General features: G+C 30.9%; 18 protein-coding genes. All 18 read left to right on the top strand.

The window, feature by feature from the left end:
- The first annotated feature begins 199 nt into the window (after nt 1–199).
- The 18 genes from KQI41_RS10240 (at nt 200) to KQI41_RS10155 (ending at nt 18,975) form a co-directional block, all read left to right on the top strand.
- Complete coding sequence (locus KQI41_RS10240) at nt 200–784, top strand: hypothetical protein (protein ID WP_154439750.1); 585 nt, start codon at nt 200–202, stop codon at nt 782–784.
- A gap of 334 nt (nt 785–1,118) precedes the next feature.
- The gene (locus tag KQI41_RS10235; RefSeq protein WP_216585245.1) at nt 1,119–1,802 is read left to right on the top strand and encodes a cadmium resistance transporter; all 684 of its coding nucleotides are present in this window, start codon (nt 1,119–1,121) and stop codon (nt 1,800–1,802) included.
- 326 nt (nt 1,803–2,128) lie between these two features.
- The gene (locus KQI41_RS10230) at nt 2,129–3,052 is read left to right on the top strand and encodes a sigma-E processing peptidase SpoIIGA (RefSeq protein ID WP_154439751.1); all 924 of its coding nucleotides are present in this window, start codon (nt 2,129–2,131) and stop codon (nt 3,050–3,052) included.
- Complete coding sequence (sigE, locus tag KQI41_RS10225) at nt 3,036–3,758, top strand: RNA polymerase sporulation sigma factor SigE (protein ID WP_216585244.1); 723 nt, start codon at nt 3,036–3,038, stop codon at nt 3,756–3,758. Before KQI41_RS10230 ends, sigE begins: the two co-directional genes overlap by 17 nt.
- A 97-nt stretch (nt 3,759–3,855) precedes the next feature.
- Nucleotides 3,856–4,629: an RNA polymerase sporulation sigma factor SigG gene (gene sigG / locus KQI41_RS10220; RefSeq protein ID WP_154439752.1), complete on the top strand. Its 774-nt coding sequence runs from the start codon at nt 3,856–3,858 to the stop codon at nt 4,627–4,629.
- Between the two features lie 96 nt (nt 4,630–4,725).
- On the top strand, nt 4,726–4,974 hold the full coding sequence (locus KQI41_RS10215) for a YlmC/YmxH family sporulation protein (RefSeq protein ID WP_154439753.1): 249 nt from the start codon (nt 4,726–4,728) through the stop codon (nt 4,972–4,974).
- A 57-nt stretch (nt 4,975–5,031) separates the two neighbouring features.
- Nucleotides 5,032–5,502, top strand: coding sequence for a transcriptional regulator NrdR (gene nrdR / locus KQI41_RS10210; protein ID WP_154439754.1), 471 nt, complete (start codon nt 5,032–5,034; stop codon nt 5,500–5,502).
- 2 nt (nt 5,503–5,504) lie between these two features.
- Nucleotides 5,505–6,239, top strand: coding sequence for a peptidoglycan editing factor PgeF (gene pgeF, locus KQI41_RS10205; protein WP_154439755.1), 735 nt, complete (start codon nt 5,505–5,507; stop codon nt 6,237–6,239).
- 10 nt (nt 6,240–6,249) lie between these two features.
- On the top strand, nt 6,250–7,662 hold the full coding sequence (locus KQI41_RS10200) for a sigma-54 interaction domain-containing protein (RefSeq protein ID WP_154439756.1): 1,413 nt from the start codon (nt 6,250–6,252) through the stop codon (nt 7,660–7,662).
- Between the two features lie 195 nt (nt 7,663–7,857).
- Complete coding sequence (ord, locus tag KQI41_RS10195; RefSeq protein ID WP_154439757.1) at nt 7,858–8,913, top strand: 2,4-diaminopentanoate dehydrogenase; 1,056 nt, start codon at nt 7,858–7,860, stop codon at nt 8,911–8,913.
- A gap of 163 nt (nt 8,914–9,076) precedes the next feature.
- Complete coding sequence (gene ortA, locus KQI41_RS10190) at nt 9,077–9,385, top strand: 2-amino-4-oxopentanoate thiolase subunit OrtA (RefSeq protein ID WP_154439758.1); 309 nt, start codon at nt 9,077–9,079, stop codon at nt 9,383–9,385.
- A complete protein-coding gene (gene ortB, locus KQI41_RS10185) occupies nt 9,385–10,803 on the top strand; it encodes a 2-amino-4-oxopentanoate thiolase subunit OrtB (RefSeq protein WP_154439759.1) in 1,419 nt (472 codons plus the stop codon). Before ortA ends, ortB begins: the two co-directional genes overlap by 1 nt.
- A gap of 13 nt (nt 10,804–10,816) precedes the next feature.
- Nucleotides 10,817–11,197 carry an ornithine aminomutase subunit alpha gene (locus KQI41_RS10180; protein ID WP_154439760.1) on the top strand — a complete coding sequence of 127 codons (381 nt, stop codon included), beginning with the start codon at nt 10,817–10,819 and terminating at the stop codon, nt 11,195–11,197.
- Nucleotides 11,181–13,397 carry a D-ornithine 4,5-aminomutase subunit OraE gene (oraE, locus tag KQI41_RS10175; protein ID WP_154439761.1) on the top strand — a complete coding sequence of 739 codons (2,217 nt, stop codon included), beginning with the start codon at nt 11,181–11,183 and terminating at the stop codon, nt 13,395–13,397. Before KQI41_RS10180 ends, oraE begins: the two co-directional genes overlap by 17 nt.
- Complete coding sequence (locus tag KQI41_RS10170) at nt 13,387–14,751, top strand: GlmL-related ornithine degradation protein (protein ID WP_154439762.1); 1,365 nt, start codon at nt 13,387–13,389, stop codon at nt 14,749–14,751. Before oraE ends, KQI41_RS10170 begins: the two co-directional genes overlap by 11 nt.
- A gap of 3 nt (nt 14,752–14,754) precedes the next feature.
- Nucleotides 14,755–15,819, top strand: a complete 1,065-nt coding sequence (gene orr / locus KQI41_RS10165; protein WP_154439763.1) for an ornithine racemase Orr — start codon at nt 14,755–14,757, stop codon at nt 15,817–15,819.
- A gap of 63 nt (nt 15,820–15,882) precedes the next feature.
- Nucleotides 15,883–17,541 (top strand): M20/M25/M40 family metallo-hydrolase, encoded by a 1,659-nt coding sequence (locus tag KQI41_RS10160; protein WP_154439764.1) that lies wholly within the window; start codon nt 15,883–15,885, stop codon nt 17,539–17,541.
- 111 nt (nt 17,542–17,652) lie between these two features.
- On the top strand, nt 17,653–18,975 hold the full coding sequence (locus KQI41_RS10155; protein WP_154439765.1) for a replication-associated recombination protein A: 1,323 nt from the start codon (nt 17,653–17,655) through the stop codon (nt 18,973–18,975).
- The last annotated feature ends 116 nt before the right edge of the window (nt 18,976–19,091 follow it).

The raw sequence follows: 19,091 nt of genomic DNA, 5'->3' as shown, positions 1-19,091 counted from the left end.
GGAACCTATTGCATTAGAAAGATTTATAACAATATTATATAGATATGACAAGGCTCTAGAGTAAAATCTAGAGTCTTTTTTTATTTTTACTATTGAAATTTGGATGACAATAACACATCAACATCAAAAAGGCTTGAACTCCTACCATTTGTATAGTATGCTTAAGCTATCATATAATACTAACAGGGGAGGGATATTATTGAAAAAGATATTAGTAGTACTAATAATTATTTCATTATTCATATCTGGTTGCAGTAGTACTCTGAGTAAATCAAGCAATAATCAAGATATGTATGAAGATGGGACTGAATCTTTTCTAGCAGAAGGAGAAAGTGAAATGGGGAAACTTACAGTATTTAAGAAAAATGATGAAGTTGAAGCAATTCAAGAATCAGGACCATTTACTGTAAAAATTAACAAAATGCAAGTTTCAGAATTAGAAGTTGGTGAGAAATACAAAAGGACGTTCTTCGACAATAAAGATGTTGTTACTATTATAACGTTAGAAGTAGAGGCTGAAAACAAAAGCACAGAAACTAACATAATTCCAGATCAAGGAATGATAGTTACAAATACAAAAGAACAAAAGGATGCACATGAAGTTTTTTCGGTAATGCCAGACGGAGCATATATAGGAGAAATAATTAGCGAAGGCAATGTATACTTCGTATTAGATTCAGAAGCAGAAGAAATAACTAGTTTTAAATATGTAATTCCAGGACCGATTGATTCAGATGGAAATAAATTAGGGGAAGACATTACTTTTGATTTGTCATTGGATTAATGATGAACAATAAACAAAACACTTACTGAATTGTAAGTGTTTTTATTATGCTTAAAAACATGAAAAAGGCAATGATACAATGAGATATATAAACAATTATAAATCGTTGAAAATTATGGTACAATTAAATGTATAAATTAAGTTACAACTTCACTAAATTGTACTTCATAAATTAGAATTTGGAGGTCAATCATGAAAAATGGTATGATGAGTGTATCTGTTACAAGGTCATGATGATTATGTTCCCAATCATGGAGGAGGTAGAACTGGATTAGCAAACCTATATATACAATTTTGTGTACATAGGTTTAAAATATTTTAGGGAGGAATATCAGTGATTGGTTCAATGGTGACATCAATTATTTCTTTCATAAGCACTAATATTGATGATATATTTGTATTAATGATTCTATATTCACAAGTCAATGATAAGATGAAAAAAAGTTATATTGTGACTGGACAATATCTTGGCATTAGCATATTAGTTATGCTTAGTCTTTTAGGTGCATTTGGTCTACTTATATTGCCAGAAAAATATGTTGGTATTTTAGGTATCATACCAATAATATTAGGAATAAAAGCATGGTTTGATTCCAAAAAAGAAATACAAGAACTTCACACCAAAAACTACAGTTTCATTGAAGAAGATATAGACAACAATGGGATATATGGAAAAAGAGAAAAGGAAACTCACTTTAACAAAATTGAAAAAATAAAAAGTTTTCTAGGGAAGATAATTAAGCCAGAAATATTAAGTGTTATGCTTATTACTATTGCAAATGGAGCTGACAATATTGGTATATATATTCCTTTATTCCGCAGTTACACTTTCGGACAACTAATAATCACTATAATCATCTTTTCGGTAATGATTGCATTGTGGTGTTTTTTAGGCGAAAAAATTTCAAGTTTCCCTCAAGTCAAAGAAATACTGCAAAAATATAAACGTATTATTATTCCTATTGTTTTTATTGGACTTGGTATCTTTATAATTATTGAAAGTGGGTTATTCTTTTAAAAATTTATTTCATCATATAAAATGAATAAATCCCATGAATTGAAAGATAATCAGAAGTACTAAGTGTAGTATGAGATTTTAATTCAGCAGAAAAATAAAATTTTAATTGATTAAATTTGATTTTTATTATTTTTCGACAAATTACTAAAATGTGCATTTTACAACATTTATTCAAGTCGTGACTTGAAGTGAAAACTATTAATTGTCGTATCTCGTATCTTATTGCCGAGATACGTTTTTTTTATTACCTATAAAATGACAAAAAATTTGGATTATATGTCCTATAATAATTAATAGAGAATAAAATAGACAGAGGGGGTATTTCTTTGTATGTAGTAGCAGAATATTTGTTTATTGAAAATTTCCTCATAAACTATGCTATTTTACAAAGCACCAAAATAATTACTAGAACAAAGACGAAAAAAAGTAGGATTTTTATTACTTCAACTATATCAGCTTTATATCCATTCGTCTTATTTTTTCCAATGCTGAGTTTTCTTACAAACTTTTTTATGAAAATAATAATATCTATAGTTATAGTTAAATTAGCATATAATTCTAAATCTTTAAGTTTATATTTGAAACAGTTATCTGCATTTTATGTAATATCTTTTGTATTTGCAGGAGCAAGTATAGGAACTTATTATTTCACAAATAGTTATGAGGATATATTATTTAAATACAATGGGGTGAATCATTCTATACCCATGAAATATATATTTTTAGGAGTGATTTTAGGTGGGATTATGATTAAAGGTATATTTCACTATTATCAAGAGAAAGTATCTAAAGAAAAGGAATTATTAGATACAACTATATATTTGAATGACCAAAAAGTATGTTTTACAGCACTTACAGATACAGGGAACTCTTTAATAGAACCAATATCTAAATCTCCAGTATTTGTTGTAGAATATAAGGTAATAAAGGGATTATTACCAGAAAGACTAAAAAATATATATGATAATAATAGGGAAGAGGATTTTACAGCCTTACAGGGAGCCATAGAGGACGTAGGTGATGAAATTATCCTTCGGCTTATTCCATTTAAGGCAGTAGGTGCTAAAAATGGTATTTTATTAGGTTTTAGACCGGATTATATTACTGTTACAGAGGACAGTTATGAAAAGATATATAATGATTTATTAATAGGGATATTTAATGATAAATTGTCTCATGATGATCAGTATCAAGGATTATTAAATGTAAATATATTAAATGGAGGGGATTTAAGTGTTAAAGAAAATTAAAATAAAACTGCATAGGTTTATATATAATGTATTACATAAATTAAAATTAGTTAAAGGTGTTTATTATATAGGTAGTGGAGAGGTGCTGCCACCACCATTGAATCCAGAAGAAGAAGAATACTATCTATCTATTCTTAAAACAGATGAAAGTGTAAAAAGTATTTTAATCGAAAGAAATTTAAGACTTGTAGTATATATAGCAAGAAAATTTGAAAATACTAAAATATCCATAGAAGACCTTATATCCATAGGGACAATTGGGCTAATAAAGGCTGTAAATACTTTTGATCCAGATAAGAACATTAAACTAGCTACTTATGCCTCTAAATGTATAGAAAATGAAATTTTAATGTATTTAAGACGAACTAGTAAGATGAAATCGGAAATATCTTTAGATGAACCTTTAAATACCGATTGGGATGGTAATGAGCTTTTATTATCTGACATTATGGGTACTGAAGGAGATATTATATTTAAAGATATAGAGATGGAAGTAGATAAAACTCTATTGAGGCAATCAATAAATAAATTGTCCAATAGAGAAAAAACCATAATAGAATTACGATTTGGACTACAAAATCCCAATGGAAAAGAAAAGACTCAAAAGGAAGTAGCTGATATGCTGGGGATTTCTCAATCTTATATATCTAGATTGGAAAAAAGAATAATAAAAAGATTAAAGAAAGAAATGGTAAAATTGATGTAAAATGGTTTGCCTCTAAAATTATTTTTTGAATAAAAATAATTTTAGAGGCAATAATTTTATACGAAAGGGGCAATACAGCATGAAAGGATGAAATTAAATGCATATATCTAAAGTTGAAATATGCGGGGTAAATACTGCAAAGCTGCCAGTACTTACTAATGAAGAAATGCAAAAATTATTTATAAAAATAAAAGCAGGAGATTTACAGGCAAGAGAGGAATTCATTCAAGGAAATCTAAGGCTAGTACTTAGTATAATTCAAAGGTTTAATAGAAGAGGGGAGCATGTTGATGATTTATTTCAAGTGGGATGTATTGGCTTAATAAAGGCAATAGATAATTTTGATTTGAGCCAAAATGTACGTTTCTCTACCTATGCTGTACCTATGATTATAGGAGAAATAAGAAGATACTTGAGGGATAATAATTCAATTAGAGTTTCTAGGTCTTTAAGAGATATTGCCTACAAAGCTTTAAATGCTAGAGAACAGTTAATTAACAAAAATTCTAAGGAACCTACTGTATATGAAATAGCAGAGGAATTAGGATTGCCTAAGGAAGACGTAGTATTTGCTTTAGAAGCAATTCAGGAACCAGTTTCCTTATTTGAACCAATATTTCACGATAGCGGAGATGCTATATTTGTTATGGATCAAGTAAAGGATGATAAAGCTGAGGATGAAGTTTGGTTAAGAGAAATAGCTTTAAGAGAGGCTATGACAAAGTTAAATTCTAGGGAAAAGCAGATCTTAAGTTTAAGATTTTATGAAGGAAAGACACAAATGGAGGTTGCAGATGAAATAGGTATTTCACAAGCCCAAGTATCAAGACTTGAAAAAAATGCCCTAAGGCAAATGAGAAAATATGTATAATAAGTAAATCAATATAAAATTCTATAAATTTAGTCATATTTACCCCTTATTTTGTTTATATATAATAAGGGGTAAATATATATAAGAGGTGATAATATGTTTAAATTATCAGAGATAAGGGAGAAGGAAATAATCAATATAAATAATGGAGAAAGAATAGGATATGCTGATGATTTTGAACTAAATCTAGAAGAAGGATGTATTGATGGAATAGTTATAGGTGGAATGGGTAAGGTTTTAGGTCTGTTTGGGAAGAATACTGAAACCATTATTCCTTGGAGTGATATAGTGAGAATAGGTACCGATATTATTTTAGTAAATTATAAAGGTCAACTACTAGAATAGACATTTAATAGCAATTATAATATAATAATAATGTACAATCTAAGAAGAGGTGAAAATATGAAATGTCCATTTTGTGCATATTTTGAGTCAAAGGTAATAGATTCCAGACCTACTGATGAAGGACAAGCAATTCGTAGAAGAAGAGAATGTATAAAATGTGGTAAAAGATTTACAACCTATGAAAAAATAGAAGAGATACCTCTTATAGTAGTAAAAAAAGATGGTAATAGGCAATCTTACAATAGAAACAAACTATTAAATGGAATTATAAAATCCTGTGAAAAAAGACCAGTATCCATAGTAACCATTGAAAATATAGTGGATGAAATAGAAAAGTATCTTTATAATTCTCTGGAACGAGAAGTAAAGTCTGAAGAAATTGGAGAAATGGTCATGAATCTATTAAAAGATGTAGATGAGGTGTCCTATGTAAGGTTTGCCTCTGTATACAGACAGTTTAAAGATTTAAACTCGTTTATGGAAGAATTGAAAAAGATTTTAGATGAAGGAAATGAGAATAGGAGATAGATATGGGTGCTATAAAAAAGTATAAAGATAATATTTTATATTATGAAATAAACGGATTCAATGAAGACAAAAAAATGAAACATATTTTTTCAACTAGAATAGGTTGGGAACAAGATAAGATATTTCATAATTTATCATATGTATTAGATATTCCAGAAGAAAAGATATATAGAGCAAAACAAGTCCATGGAACTGATATATTAATTATAAAAAATCAAGATAACAGAGATATAGAAATGGAAAAAGTAGATGGACTTATTACTGGAGAAAAAGGCATAGCCTTATGTACATATCATGCAGACTGTGTACCTATTTACTTTTATGATAATGTGAAAGAGATAATAGGAATAGCTCATGCTGGATGGAAAGGTACCTTAAATAATATAAATAAAGTAATGATAGAAAATATGAACAATGAATTTAATAGCAGTATAAAAGATATAAAAGTAGCCATAGGACCATCTATATCTATATTATGTTATGAAATAGGTTCTGATGTGGAAAATCTTTTTAAAAATAAATATCCAAACTATTTAGACATAATCATAAAAAAAGACAATAATATTTACTTAGATCTATGGAAAGTAAATAAATTAAATTTATTATCCCTTGGAATAAAAGAAGAAAACATATTTGAAAGTAACCTTTGTACTGGATGCAATTTAGACACTTTATATTCCTATAGAAAGGAAAATGGCACAAAAAATAGAATGATAGCAGCTATTACCTTAAATTAAGGATGATATAATGAGAAAAACAGATTTAAATAAAATAATAATGCAAAATATTTTGCATCATGCAGATATAGGTGTACATGTAATAGATAATAAAAGGAAAACTGTTGTCTATAATGAATTTATGGCAAGATTAGAAGGACTAGATAAAAATCAAGTTCTTGAAAAAGATATTTTAGAGATATTTCCTAGTTTAAATGAAGAGACCTCTACCTTAATAAAAGTCCTTCATACAGGTGAGGGGATACTTAATAGCACACAATCCTATTTCAATTTTAAAGGTCAAAGGATAACTACCATAAACTCCACTATACCTCTTTATGATAATGATGAAATAATAGGTGCTTTAGAAATAGCTAATAATATAACTCATATTAAAAACTTATCTGACCAATTAATAGAATTACAAAATAAATTAAATTTAACCCAGGTAGATAAAAAAGATTTTAAAAGTCAGATAAAAAGATATAATTTTCATGATATTATAGGAAATCATAAATCACTGGAAGTGGCTAAGAAAATAGCCAAGAAGGCTAAAGATTCAGGGTCTAGTGTTTTAATCTATGGTGATACTGGTACTGGAAAGGAATTATTTGCTCAAAGTATTCATTATGGTGGTATAAGAAGAAAGAAGGCTTTTATAGCTCAAAATTGTGCTGCCATACCAGAAGCCTTATTAGAAGGGATTTTATTTGGGACAGATAAAGGTGGATTTACAGGGGCCACTGAAAGGGAAGGCATATTTGAACAAGCCCATGGGGGAACCTTAATGTTGGATGAGATAAACTCCATGTCTTTATCACTACAAGCTAAGATTTTAAGGGTTTTGCAGGAAGGATATATAAGGAGAGTCGGCGGGAAAAAAGATATTCCTGTAGATGTGAGAATTATAGCTACAACAAATGAAGATCCTTTAGAGAGTTTAAAAAATGGAACTATTAGAAAAGATTTATACTATAGGCTAAATGTTATTTTTATTAAGATACCATCTTTAGCAGAAAGAAGAGATGATATTATTATATTATCTGAACATTTTGTAAGAAAATATAATCTTTTATTTGAAAAAAATATAAAGAAAATATCTAAAGAAGTATTAGAGCAATTTATGAAGTATACATGGCCAGGAAATGTAAGGGAGTTAGGAAATGTTATAGAAGGAGCTATGAATATAGTATCTGATAAAGAAACAATACTAAAACAAGAGGATTTCATTTCTTCAATTTATATAATGGAAGATAAACCTTTAAAAAAAGCAATTGTTGTAGAAGAAAAGAATAAATCTCTCCCAGATATTTTAGAAGAAATGGAAAAAGACATTATATTAAATGCATTAGAAAGAAATGAAAACAATATAACAAGGACTGCAAAGGAACTAGGAATAAAAAGACAGACCTTACAACATAAATTAAAGAAGTATATTGTCTGATGCAATAATATTTGCCTATTGGTGCAAAAATTATTGCATTTTTTAATTGTTATATTCTGAATAATAGAAGATTCATATAAATTTATAAGAAATTATATGGAAAATCATAGGATTTTAAATAATAAATAGAAAAGATCATTGGCAAGAAAATTGCATATTTTAATAAAGTAAATTTAATTTAGGAGGTTAATTAAGATGAGAAATGATAATGTAAAGGTAATATTATGGGGTTTTGGAGCTATGGGAAGTGGAATAGCAGAAATGCTGTTAAATAAAAAAGGTGTAGAAATAGTAGGGGTTTGTGATACTCACCCAGATAAAGTTAATAAAAGTATTTTTGAAGTCTTAGGAGTTGAAAAGGGTGGTAGAAAGGAAGTAACAGTTAGTGATAAGGTAGAAGATATTATAACAGATAAGGCAGCTGATATTGTACTTCTTGCAACAGATTCTTTTGTAAAAGGAGCATATGATAAAATAGTATATTGTTTAAAAAAAGGCATCAATGTAATAACTACAGCAGAGGAAATGGCATATCCTAAGGCTCAAGAGCCAGAGTTAACTAAGGAATTAGATAGAATTGCCAAAGAAAATGGAGTTACTGTTTTAGGAACAGGAATAAATCCAGGGCTTATTATGGACTTACTTGTTGTTACTTTAACCGGAGCTTGTATTGATGTGGAAAATATCATAGCAGAAAGAGTAAATGATCTTTCACCCTTTGGACCAGCAGTAATGGAGGAGCAAGGTGTAGGTATAACAGAAGATGAGTTTAATAGAAGAGTGGAAGAAAATGATTTGGCAGGTCATGTAGGATTCCCAGAATCTATAAATATGATTACAGATGCCTTAGGATGGAAATTAAGTGATGAAATCAAGTTAACGAAAGCACCAATTGTATCATCAGTATATAGAAAAGCTCCTTATGCAGAAGTTGAACCAGGAAATGTAGCAGGGTGCAATATGAAAGGATATGGATATGTAGATGGAGAATTAAAAATAGAAATGTTACATCCTCAGCAAGTAGAACCTCATTTAGAAAATATAAAAACAGGAGATTATATAACTATAAAAGGTACACCAGATATTAGTATGAAAATCACACCTGAAGTTCCTGGAGGAATTGGAACAATAGCAATGACTGTTAATATGATTCCAAACGTAATCAATGCAAGACCTGGATTAAAAACAATGATAGATTTACCAGTACCAAGAGCAATAATGGGAGATATGAGAGAGTTTATTGAAGATTAGTTAATAGTGAATAACATAGTAAGAAGGAGAATGTTTGTCATTCTGAGTATAGTGAAGAATCTTTGGTTTGATCTTTATATTAATTAATAGTTTTAATGAATTGGAAACTTCCAAAATTATTAACTATTAGTTATTAATTATTAACTAAAAGGGGGTTTTTTATATGGATGCTAGACGTGGTGATTGGGTGAGGATTCACTCTGTTGTACTTGAGCCAAAGAAAAGGGCAGCAGGTGTTCCAGAAGATACGCAAAATGTACCTCTAGAAATGTGGGATAAAGGATTTTTATTAGACGATAGTGCAAATATTGGAGATAAAGTAAAAATAGAAACTTATATTGGAAGGATAATAGAAGGTGATTTAGTAGAAGTTAACCCATATTATAAACATGACTTTGGAAAAGCAGTTCCTGAACTTTTATATATAGGGCGTCAAGCTAGAGAATTATTAAAAGAGGACGGTGAACAATAATGACTAGAGACATGAGCTATGAAGGAGTTATGTCAAGAAGAGCAGAGATAATGAAAAAGGCTGTTGGTATAGACTATAGTGAGTTTGAATCTGGTAGTATATCCTTTGACTATGAAAGAATGATGAGAGAAACTGGCTATAGTTTACAAGAGATAGAAGAAATTCAGAGTAGAACAGGAGTAGGAAATACTCCGATTCTTGAACTGAGAAACTTAACTAAATTAGCTAGGAAATTTGCCCCAATGGGAAAAGGAGCAAGGATATTTATAAAAGACGAAGCTAGTAATCCTTCAGGAAGCTTTAAGGCAAGAAGGGCAGCTACAGCTTGTTATCATGCTAAAAAACTAGGATATAAAGGGGTTATTGCAGCCACATCTGGAAACTATGGTGCAGCAGTTGCATCTCAAGCTGCAATGTATGGATTAAAATGTATTATAGTACAGGAATGCTATGATTCAAGGGGAGTTGGACAGCCAGAGATAATAGAAAAAGCTAGAGCCTGTGAGGCTTATGGAGCAGAAGTGGTTCAACTTACAGTAGGACCAGAATTATTTTATACCTTTTTAATTATGTTAGAGGAAACAGGCTATTTCAATGCTTCATTATATTCACCTTTTGGTATAGCAGGAGTAGAAACTTTAGGATATGAAATATCTATGGAATTTAGAGAAAAAGAAGGAAGAGACCCAGATGTAGTGGTTGTGACTAATGCTGGCGGAGGAAATTTAACTGGTACTGCTAGAGGACTAATTAAGGCAGGTGCAATTAACACAAAAATAGTAGGTGCTAGTGTTAGTTTACAGGGATTACATATGGCATCGGATACTGAATTTAATAAAAAATCCTTCACTACAGGTCATACTGGATTTGGTATACCTTTTGCTACTTGGCCAGATAGATCAGATGTACCTAGATCCGCTGCAAGACCTCTTAGATATATAGATAGATATGTAACTATGAACCAGGGTTCAGTATTTTATATGACAGAGTTATTGGCTCAAATAGAAGGTCTAGAAAGAGGACCAGCAGGGAATACATCTTTAGTAGCAGCCTTTAAACTTTCGCAGGAGATGGATGAAGATCAAATAATTGTAGTCCAAGAAACTGAGTATACAGGAGCAGGAAAACATATAAATCCACAGCTTACATTTGCTAGGGAAAATGGAATAGAAATTATAATAGGAGAACCTAAAGATGAAGTGCCAGGAAAAAATATTATACTTCCAAGGGATCCATCTTATATTACATTAACTGAATTGGACCTAAATAAGACTAGAAAATCCTATATAAGAAATGCAGTAAATAATATAAAAGCAACTAAAGTTACAAAAGATGATATAGACTTTTTAGTAAAAGATACAAAGTCCAACATTGAATTTGTAAAAGAAGTTTTAGATGAATTAGAGATAGAATATTAATAGGAGGTTGAGTATGAAAAGAGCAGATGATTTTCAGGAAAGAAGAAAACACTTAGCAAATCTGTCAGAAGAAGAATTGGAAGCTAGGTTTTGGGAATTAGCAGAAAAGGTAGTAGAACCAATAATTGATTTAGCATATAAAAATACATCTCCATCCATAGAAAGATCAGTACTTTTAAGAATGGGTTTCTCAAGTTTAGAAGCTAAGGCAATAGTGGATGGAGCCATAGATAGAGGATTAATAGGCAAAGGTGCAGGTCATATTATATATAAATTAGCTAAAGAAAAAAATATGGAAATAAGAGAAACGGGATTAAAGTTAGCTCAAGGTGAAATATGGGATGAGGCAGTATCTTTGTTTAAAGGAGGTACTAACAATGAAATTAGATCATAATGAAAAACTAGATATAGATTTTATACTAAAAGATATAGAGAAATATAGACCTAGAAGAAGAGGATGGCATTGGAGAGAAGGAACTGAAGAGAATAGACAAATAGGTAAATTTGAATACTATGATATGTCTGAGTCCTTAGAAAATAGCCAACCACTTCCAGCAGCTAAATACTTTGATTCCATAGATCCGCAGCCAAAACCTGTAATTACAACGGAAATAGCATCTGGAAGATTTGAAGATGATATAAGAAGAATGAGAATGGCAGCGTGGCATGGAGCAGACCATATAATGGTCATAAGAACTGCTGGACAATCTCACTTTGAAAGTCTTATAGAGGGAACTCCACAGGGAGTAGGGGGGATTCCTATTTCAAGAAAACAAGTTAGGGCCCAAAGAAAAGCTTTGGATTTCATAGAAGATGAAGTAGGCAGACCCATAAATTATCACTCTTATGTATCTGGTGTAGCAGGTCCAGAAATAGCCGTAATGTTTGCAGAAGAAGGAGTGAATGGAGCACATCAGGACCCACAATACAATGTTTTATATAGAAATATAAATATGGTAAGGTCCTTTGTAGACGCGGCAGAAGCTAAAAGAGTAATGACTTGGGCAGATATTGCTCAAATAGATGGAGCACATAATGCCAATGCTACTGCCAGGGAAGCTTGGAAAGTAATGCCTGAGCTTATGGTACAACATGCTATAAACTCCATATTTTCAGTGAAAGTTGGGATGAAAAAAGAGAATATATGCCTTTCAACAGTACCTCCAACAGCACCTCCAGCACCTTGTATGAGGTTAGACTTACCTTACGCAGTTGCTTTAAGAGAATTATTTAAAGAATATAAAATGAGAGCTCAAATGAATACAAAATACATGGAATCTTCCACTAGAGAAGCAACTGTAACCCATGTACTGAACTTACTTATTTCTCAATTAACTAGAGCAGACATACAGTCTACAATAACTCCAGATGAAGGAAGAAACGTACCTTGGCATATATATAATATAGAAGCAGTAGATACTGCAAAACAAGCCTTTACAGGAATGGATGGACTTGGAAGTATGGTTGAAATAAAGAGAAATGAAGGAGAGTTAGCAGATAAAGTAAGGGAATTAAAGGAAAGAGCCATATTATTTATGGAAGAAATCCTTGAGGTTGGAGGATATTTTAATGCTGTAGAAGAAGGATTTTTTGTAGATTCAGGATATTATCCAGAAAGAAACGGAGACGGTATAGTTAGAAAATCTGATAAAGGAGTTGGAGAGGGAACTGTATTTGAGAGAGACAAAGACTATATGGCACCAGTTACAGCACATTTTGGCTATAACAATATTGGGCAATATAGTGAAAGTTTTATCCATAATCCATCAGAATTAATAGGTGGGGGGACTTTTGAAGATCCGTCTAAGATTATATTTATAGATGAATTAGATGAAAATGATAATGTAAATGTAAGACTTGAAGAAGTAAAAGAATTGAGAAAAACATCTAAAATAAAGCCTGAAATGGAATGGCTGGGAGACGGTATAATCCATACAACATTATTCCTTCCTACTGATGAAAGAACAGCAGAATTTGCTGCCATAGAAATAGGAAAGAAAATGGGCTTAGAAGATGTAGAAGTAATTCACAAGGAAATAATGCAGGAGGCTGAAGGTACTCGTATAGAATTAAAAGGCAGGTTTGTTCATACCATAGACATAAATGATTTAGTTATACCACCTAAGCCAAAAATAATGACAGATGATGAAATTAGAGAAGACATAGAAAAGAAACCAATGAAGATTGTAGCTGCAACTGTAGGAGAAGATGAACACTCGGTTGGACTTCGTGAAATCATAGATATTAAACATGGTGGAATAGAAAGGTATGGTATTGAAAGCCATATACTAGGTACATCAATATCCATAGAAAAATTAGTTGATGCAGCCATTGAGTTAAATGCAGATGCTATTCTTGCCTCAACTATTATTTCTCATGATGATATTCACTATAAAAATATGAAAAAGCTACATGATTTGTGTATTGAGAAAGGTATAAGAGATAAAATAATTCTTGCAGCAGGAGGAACTCAAGTATCTAATGAACTGGCAATAGAATCAGGTATGGATCAAGGATTTGGTAGGGGCACTAAAGGACAGCACGTTGCTACATTCTTAGTAGAAAAGAGAAGGGCAATGAGCCATGAAAATTGATTTATTAGTTGCAGAAATAGGCAGTACTACTACAGTAGTCAATGGATTTCACAACTTAGAGACCTGTCCAGTATTTATTGGACAAGGACAATCTGCTACAACTGTATTAGAAGGAGATGTAAACATTGGCCTGAAAAATGCTATAGACAATTTAGCTGAAAATCTTAATGAACCTTTCATAGAATATAAAGAGCTTATAGCCACCAGTTCAGCAGCAGGTGGACTTAGAATGACAGTTCATGGACTTGTCTATGATATGACAGTAAAGGCAGCTAAGGAAGCGGCATTAGGTGCAGGGGCAAATATAAAATATATAACAGCTGGAAAGCTCAGAAAATCAGATTTAAGAAAGATTGAAGAAATAAATCCTAATATAATCTTAATAGCAGGAGGAGTAGATTATGGTGAAAGAGATACTGCCCTTTATAATGCAGAGTTAATATCTGAAATGAATTTAAATATTCCAGTTATATATGCAGGAAATATAGAAAATCATGAGGATATAAAGGATTTATTTGAAAATAATGAAACAGAACTATATATAGTAGAAAATGTTTATCCTAAAATAGATGAATTAAATGTAGAACCTACTAGAAAAGTAATTCAAGATGTATTTGAAACTCATATAATTCACGCACCAGGTATGGAAAAAGTAAGAAATATGGTTACAGGTTCTATAATGCCAACTCCAGGAGCAGTTATGAAGGCGTCAGAACTACTTTATGAAAATATAGGAGATTTAATTACCATAGATGTAGGTGGTGCTACTACTGATATTCACTCTGTTACAGAAGATAGTGACGAAATATCAAGAATTTTAATCAATCCAGAACCAAAAGCTAAAAGAACAGTAGAAGGTGATCTTGGTGTCTATGTAAATATGAGAAATATAGTTGAAATAGTAGGTAAAGAAGAATTAATAAAAGAACTTAAGATTTCAATAGAAGAGCTAGAAGATTTAATTGAAAATCATAAACCGATTCCAACTACAGCGTCAGAAAAAGAATTTGTAGAAAAATTAACTCTTCATGCTGCAACAATGTCAGTGAGACGCCATGGAGGAAGATTAAAACATCTATATGGACCATCAGGAAAGAAAACCATAGCAGAAGGCAAAGATTTAACAAAGGTAAAATATATAATAGGTACAGGTGGAGCTTTAACAAGGCTACCTCACAGAAAAGAAATTTTAAAAGAAATTGCTTTATGTAATAAGGGAAATGATCTTTTACCAAATACTGAAGCAGAAATATTAATAGATAATCATTATATATTGGCCTCCCTTGGAGTAATGTCTAAGAAATATCCAGAAGTGGCATTAAAGTTATTGGAAAATAGCCTTAAAGGAGAATAGCTTATGAAATATCCAAGAATGACTATTGATTTATCAATCATAAGAAATAATGTAAAAACAATAGTAGAATTATGCAATAAACAAGATATAAAAATAGCAGGAGTAACTAAGGTATTTTGCGGAAATCCTGAAATTGCTAAAGCCTATATAGATGGAGGAGTAAGTTATTTAGCAGATTCAAGAATAGAGAACTTAATTAGAATGAAAGATTTAGATATACCTAAGATTATGTTAAGACTGCCTATGAAATCTGAAGCAGAATATATAGTAGAATATGTAGATATATCCTTAAATTCAGAACTGGAAACAATAAAGTTATTATCAGAAAAAGCTATGGAGAAAAATAAGATTCACAAGATTATTTTAATGGTGGATTTAGGAGATCTAAGGGAAGGATTTTATGAGGAAGACTCTCTGTTGGATTGTATCGAAAATATAATCTCACTAAAAGGAATTGAAATAATAGGACTTGGTACTAATCTAACCTGCTATGGTGGGGTAATACCTACAGAAGAAGTTCTAAATAGATTGGTTAAGTTAGAAAGGCAAATAGAAGAAAAATACAATATAGAACTAGAAATACTATCTGGAGGAAATTCAAGTACAGTTCATTTAGTAGAAAATTGCAAAATAAATGGATTAAACAATTTAAGATTAGGAGAATCCCTAATCTTAGGAATAGAAACAGCCTATGGTGAGCAAATAAAAGATACAGATGATGGTGGATTTAGATTACAAGCAGAGATTATTGAAGTAAAAGAAAAACCTTCAGTTCCCATAGGAGAAATAGGTAAAGATGCTTTCGGAAACGTACCTACTTTTATAGATAGAGGAATTAGGAAAAGAATTCTTTGTGCAATAGGTAAACAAGATATAGATTTTGATGGATTATATCCTTTAGATAGTGGAATAACAATATTAGGTGGAAGTTCAGACCATTTGATACTGGATTCATCAGATAGTGAGATAAACTATAAAGTAGGAGATATAATAGAGTTTAAACTGTCCTATGTTGGAATTTTAAGGGCAATGACATCAGAATATATAGAAAAAGAAATAATAAAATAAATAATAACTCCGATTTTTAAAGCCAGATTCAAAAAATCGGAGTTATTGATAAGGGGGTAAAGAATGAACAAGAATATTGCGAGAAGAATAGAAGAAATTACTGTGGAATTAACAAATCAACTTAGTGTAGTTGAAACCCTAGGAGAATTAGATTCTGTACAAAAAGTCTATGATATCTTTTCGGAGATGCAGTATTATAAGGAAAATCCACAAGATTTAAGATTTGTAGATGTAGAAAATGATAAACTTGGTAGAAAATCTGTAATGGCAATTTTAAGAGGTAAAAAAGAAAATAGTAAAAAAACGATAATAATGATAGGTCATACAGATACTGTTGGCATATCTGATTATGGTAGTTTAAGGCAGTATGCAAATAAGCCTTATGAGTTAACCGAAAAATTTAAGGAAATATCAGATACATTACCAGAGGAAGTAAGAAAAGATTTGGAATCAGGAGAGTATTTATTTGGTCGTGGAATTTTTGATATGAAAACTGGTGATGCTATTATAATTGCATTAATGGAGGAAATAGCAAAGGATATTGAAAATTTTGAAGGGAATTTAGTATTTGCTGCTGTATGTGATGAAGAGGGAAATTCAGGTGGAATGTTATCTATAATACCAGAATTAACTAAGATGCAAGAGGAAGAAGGCTTTGAATATCTAGCACTTTTAGATACAGATTATATGACCAGTGAATTTGAAGGTGATGAAAATAAATATGTTTATATAGGAACAGTAGGAAAATTAATGCCATCTTTTTATATAGTAGGGAAAGAAACTCATGTTGGCGAATCCTTTAAAGGATTAGATCCAAACCAAATATCCTCCTCTATTACAAATAGAATTAATTTAAATGTGGATTTTTGTGATATAGCTGAAGGTGAGGTTTCACTTCCACCTATTACCTTAAAACAAAGAGATCTAAAGCCAGAATATTCAGTTCAAATAGCAAAAACATCTACCTTGTTTTTTAACTACGCAACCCATTGCAGTACACCAGATCAGGTACTAATGAGGATGAAAGATGCTGCTACAGAAGCTTTTCAGCTAACTATTGATAATCTAAATCAACAATATAAAGAATTTTGTAAATTAGCAGGGAGAGAATATAAAAAACTACCATGGAAAACAAAAGTGTTAACTTATGAGGAATTATATAAAGAAGTAAAATTAGAAATTGGTAATGAGCTTGATGAAAAAATTGCTAAAATCACAAAGGAAATGTTAAAGGATGAGTCCATAGATCAAAGAGATTTTTCATTGAAATTAGTAGAAGAAGTCCATAACTTATGGTCAAATAGAGAACCTGTTGTTATAGTATATTTTACACCTCCATATTATCCACATATTCATGTAGAAGGAAACATACCAAAAGAAAAGGCGCTACTAGATGCAGTAAAGGATGCTGTAGAGACTACAGAAACAGATTATAAATTAGTTTATAAGAAATTCTTTCCATATATATCAGATTTAAGCTATGGAGCAGCACCAAAAGATCCTAAAATTATAGCAGCCTTAAAAGATAATATGCCGGGATTTGGTACTAAATATGATTTACCACTGGAGGATATGCAAAAACTAGGTCTACCAGTATTAGATATAGGTCCATTTGGGAAGGATGCCCATAAATTTACTGAAAGAATAGAAAAGAAATATTCCTTTGAAGTAGCACCAGAATTAGTATATAAAACTATTATGAACTTATTGAATCATGAGTAAGTTGTAGTATATAATAAAATAAAGAACAATAACTTCGATTTCTAAAGCCTTGCTTTAAAAATCGGAGTTATTGTATTATAATGGAAATAATAATATTAATTAGGTGATGAAATGGATTTGTTTACGTTAAATATGGAAGAAAAATTAAAAAAGAATGCACCTTTGGCTGACAGAATGAGACCAGAGAAAATAAGTGAATTTGTAGGGCAGAAGCATTTATTAGGAGAAGGACAGTTTTTAAATAGGTCTATAAAGGCAGATAGAATAACTTCAATGATATTCTTTGGACCTCCAGGTACAGGTAAGACCACTTTGGCTATGATAATAGCCAATACTACCAATATGATATTTGAAAAATTATCTGCTGTAACATCTGGAGTAAAAGATATTCGGGAAGTAATGGACAGAGCAGAAGAAAATTTAAAATTGTATAATAGAAGAACTATATTATTTGTAGATGAGATACATAGATTTAATAAATCTCAACAAGACGCATTGCTTCCATTTGTAGAAAAAGGAATTATAATACTTATAGGTGCCACTACTGAAAATCCTTATTTTGAAGTGAATAAGGCTTTATTATCTAGAGTTATGGTTTTAAAATTAGAATCTTTGACTAAAGATGATTTAAGAAATCTTATAAAAAATGCTCTATCCAATAAAGAAAAGGGACTAGGAGAATATAAAGTAGATATAACGGAAGATGCTATAAATTATCTTATAACTATTGCAGAGGGAGATGGACGAACCATACTTAATTCTTTAGAAATAGGGGTTCTTTCTACTTCTGCCAATGAAGAAGAAGTAATTCAAATTGATTTAGACACAATAAGATCATCTATACAAATAAAAACAGCAAGATATGATAAAGATGGAGACGAGCATTATGACACCATATCAGCTTTTATAAAAAGCATGAGAGGTTCAGACCCAGATGCTACTTTATATTGGTTAGCTAAAATGATAAATGCAGGGGAAGACCCTAAATTCATTGCCAGAAGAATTATAATCTGTGCATCAGAAGATGTAGGTAATGCTGATCCAAATGCTTTAAATATTGCCGTATCTGCCTTTAATGCAGTAAATGTAATAGGTATGCCAGAAGGAAGAATCCCATTAGCTCAAGCGGCAGTCTATATAGCAACAGCACCAAAGAGTAATGCAGCATATATGGGTATAGATAAAGCTTTAGAGGACATAAGAAATAAAGAAATAGGAAAGGTGCCTTCACATCTGCGAGATGGAAGTTATCCTGGAGCTAAGAAATTAGGTCATGGTATGGGATATAAATATCCTCATGATTATGAAAATGCTTTTATTCCACAACAATATTTGCCCACTGAATTCATAGGAAAGAAATACTATGAACCCACAGAAAATGGGTATGAAAAAGAAATAAAGAAAAGATTCTTATCTTATGGTAGGGAATTATAAATAAAAAGGACTATTTTACCCCTTTATTTTCTGTTAAAATTTTCCGATATATGTTATGTGAAGAATTTCCCTGTGACAAATCATATGAAAATCCTCATCAAATATAATAGAAATAT

It is taken from the genome of Tissierella pigra, from assembly GCF_018917845.1.
GTDB classification, from domain to species: domain Bacteria; phylum Bacillota; class Clostridia; order Tissierellales; family Tissierellaceae; genus Tissierella; species Tissierella pigra.
Note: the sequence above shows the minus strand (reverse complement) of the source record. Positions and strands in the feature narration are given on the sequence as shown.

Coding starts and splice junctions, on each gene's coding strand:
- sigG (WP_154439752.1), top strand. CDS start 3,856: ATGCATATATCTAAAGTTGAAATATGCGGGGTAAATACTGCAAAGCTG.
- KQI41_RS10215 (WP_154439753.1), top strand. CDS start 4,726: ATGTTTAAATTATCAGAGATAAGGGAGAAGGAAATAATCAATATAAAT.
- nrdR (WP_154439754.1), top strand. CDS start 5,032: ATGAAATGTCCATTTTGTGCATATTTTGAGTCAAAGGTAATAGATTCC.
- pgeF (WP_154439755.1), top strand. CDS start 5,505: ATGGGTGCTATAAAAAAGTATAAAGATAATATTTTATATTATGAAATA.
- KQI41_RS10200 (WP_154439756.1), top strand. CDS start 6,250: ATGAGAAAAACAGATTTAAATAAAATAATAATGCAAAATATTTTGCAT.
- ord (WP_154439757.1), top strand. CDS start 7,858: ATGAGAAATGATAATGTAAAGGTAATATTATGGGGTTTTGGAGCTATG.
- ortA (WP_154439758.1), top strand. CDS start 9,077: ATGGATGCTAGACGTGGTGATTGGGTGAGGATTCACTCTGTTGTACTT.
- ortB (WP_154439759.1), top strand. CDS start 9,385: ATGACTAGAGACATGAGCTATGAAGGAGTTATGTCAAGAAGAGCAGAG.
- KQI41_RS10180 (WP_154439760.1), top strand. CDS start 10,817: ATGAAAAGAGCAGATGATTTTCAGGAAAGAAGAAAACACTTAGCAAAT.
- oraE (WP_154439761.1), top strand. CDS start 11,181: ATGAAATTAGATCATAATGAAAAACTAGATATAGATTTTATACTAAAA.
- KQI41_RS10170 (WP_154439762.1), top strand. CDS start 13,387: ATGAAAATTGATTTATTAGTTGCAGAAATAGGCAGTACTACTACAGTA.
- orr (WP_154439763.1), top strand. CDS start 14,755: ATGAAATATCCAAGAATGACTATTGATTTATCAATCATAAGAAATAAT.
- KQI41_RS10160 (WP_154439764.1), top strand. CDS start 15,883: ATGAACAAGAATATTGCGAGAAGAATAGAAGAAATTACTGTGGAATTA.
- KQI41_RS10155 (WP_154439765.1), top strand. CDS start 17,653: ATGGATTTGTTTACGTTAAATATGGAAGAAAAATTAAAAAAGAATGCA.